The 1,776-nt window shown below is 59.9% G+C and carries 3 protein-coding genes; 2 read left to right on the forward strand and 1 reads right to left on the reverse strand.

All coding sequences use genetic code 11. The annotated features are described in order from the left end of the window. On the reverse strand, window positions 1-1,209 hold a 1,209-nt coding region (locus AC1D1X_RS22280), incomplete at its 3' end, for an RsmB/NOP family class I SAM-dependent RNA methyltransferase (protein ID WP_477699218.1). A gap of 54 nt (window positions 1,210-1,263) precedes the next feature. On the opposite strand from AC1D1X_RS22280, the gene AC1D1X_RS22285 reads away from it, so the two are divergent. Both AC1D1X_RS22285 and AC1D1X_RS22290 read left to right on the forward strand, forming a co-directional pair. After that, window positions 1,264-1,512 (forward strand): DUF1653 domain-containing protein, encoded by a 249-nt coding sequence (locus tag AC1D1X_RS22285; RefSeq protein WP_477669675.1) that lies wholly within the window; start codon window positions 1,264-1,266, stop codon window positions 1,510-1,512. Between the two features lie 147 nt (window positions 1,513-1,659). Further along, a partial coding sequence (locus AC1D1X_RS22290; protein WP_477699219.1) for a GTP-binding protein occupies window positions 1,660-1,776 on the forward strand: 117 nt, incomplete at its 3' end.

A 1,776-nucleotide genomic window follows, 5' to 3' on the forward strand; every position in this document is an offset into this window, starting at 1 on the left:
GTAAGGCCAGAGCCGAAGGTAGGGTCCGCGGCAGAGTTTTTCCGCGTGTTCCACCCCCAGATGAGTCAACAAGGGCCCTGTTTCAAGGACGTTGAACTCTTTATTCGCCTCACTAAAGGCTTCAGCGATGGCTTCGTTTTCTTCACGCAAAACGCTGCAAGTCGCGTAAACTAGGCGTCCGCCGGGCTTTAAAAGCCGCGCAGCGCTCTGCAAAATGGCAGTTTGCTTGGCCCTGAGCTCTTCAATCGCCTTGGGCGTCTGCCGCCATTTGAGGTCAGGATTGCGCCGCAAGGTGCCCAAGCCCGAGCACGGGGCGTCCACCAGGACCCGGTCTATCTTGCCGGCCAGGCGCTTGATCCGGTCGTCACGCTCATGGGCAATAGCCACCGGATGAACATTGGAAAGGCCGCTGCGCGCCAGCCGCGGCTTGAGCGCATCCAGCCGGTGTCCCGACGTATCAAACGCGTAAAGGCGCCCGGTATTGCGCATGGAAGCCCCGAGGGCCAGGGTCTTGCCGCCCGCCCCTGCACAAAAGTCGACCACCATCTCACCTCGCTTGGCATCGACCAGCAGGGCCAACAGCTGCGAGCCTTCGTCCTGCACTTCAATGGCGCCACGCGTGAAAGCATCCAGTTTGCCCAGCTGGGGCTTGCCGTCGGCAATGCGCAGGCCCCAGGGCGAATACGGTGTTGCTACGGTTTTGATAGCCGCTTTCGCAAGCTCCTTCTGGACTTCAGCCCGTTTATCCTTGAGCGTGTTGACGCGCAAATCAAGYCCGGCCGGTGCGTTCAGGCTCTCGACCAGCGGCCAGAAATCATCACCAAGCTGCTCTTTCAACGGATCAACCAGCCACTGCGGGAGGTTGTGGCGATGCAGCTCCATCAGGTCCGATGGTTTGACCTGGTCGCAACGCGCCAGCCAGTCTTTTTCCTGGTCGGTCAGCGCACCCAAAAGAAAGTCGCGGTCCGCCGCAAAACCGAGAATCGCAAGACGCCGCTCCGGCGCGCCGCTGCCATGCTGGGCCAGATAGGTATAAAGATTTTTCTTGCGAAGAACACCGTAAATCGTTTCCGCCACGGTGGCACGTTCACGGGGGCCGAGGCGATAGTCGCGGAAATAGCGCGACACCACCATGTCGGCGGGATGATCAAATTTGAGGACCTGCTTGAGAAGCTCGGAACAACTGTCGAGTAAGGCTTTAGGATGCATAGCCTCCATTGTCCCACCGAGCCACCGCGCAATATTTTTAAATCCCTGATTCCTATGCCAGAAGCCACCGCCCACGCATTGCCTCCCCTGATCGAAACCCCACCCGGTCTGTACCGCCACTACAAAGGCATGCTGTATGAGGTGGTCGGCACCGTGCGCCACAGCGAAAGCCTGGAGCCGATGACGCTGTACCGCGCGCTGTATGGCGAAAAAGGCCTGTGGGTACGGCCCGCCGCCATGTTCAATGAAGAGGTCGTGATCGACGGGGTGAAACAACCGCGATTTGCCCGGCAACCTGGTTAAGCACCGCATCCCCAATAAGAGAAACGCCGGCGGCCGCGCCGGGCCGCCCCAAGCAAGGCCAGCCCCTGTCTCATAGGAAAGGGGCAGCGAACGCCGAAGGCACGTAGCGGCGGAGCGTGGGGGCCATCTCACCGATAATCGTGGGTTATGTCCGAATCCACTGAAATCGAAAAACAGGTCAAGCGCCGCCGCACGTTTGCCATCATCTCCCACCCCGACGCGGGTAAAACCACGCTGACCGAAAAGCTGTTGCTGTTCTCGGGC

This window comes from Polaromonas sp. P1_G4 (genome assembly GCF_056405475.1).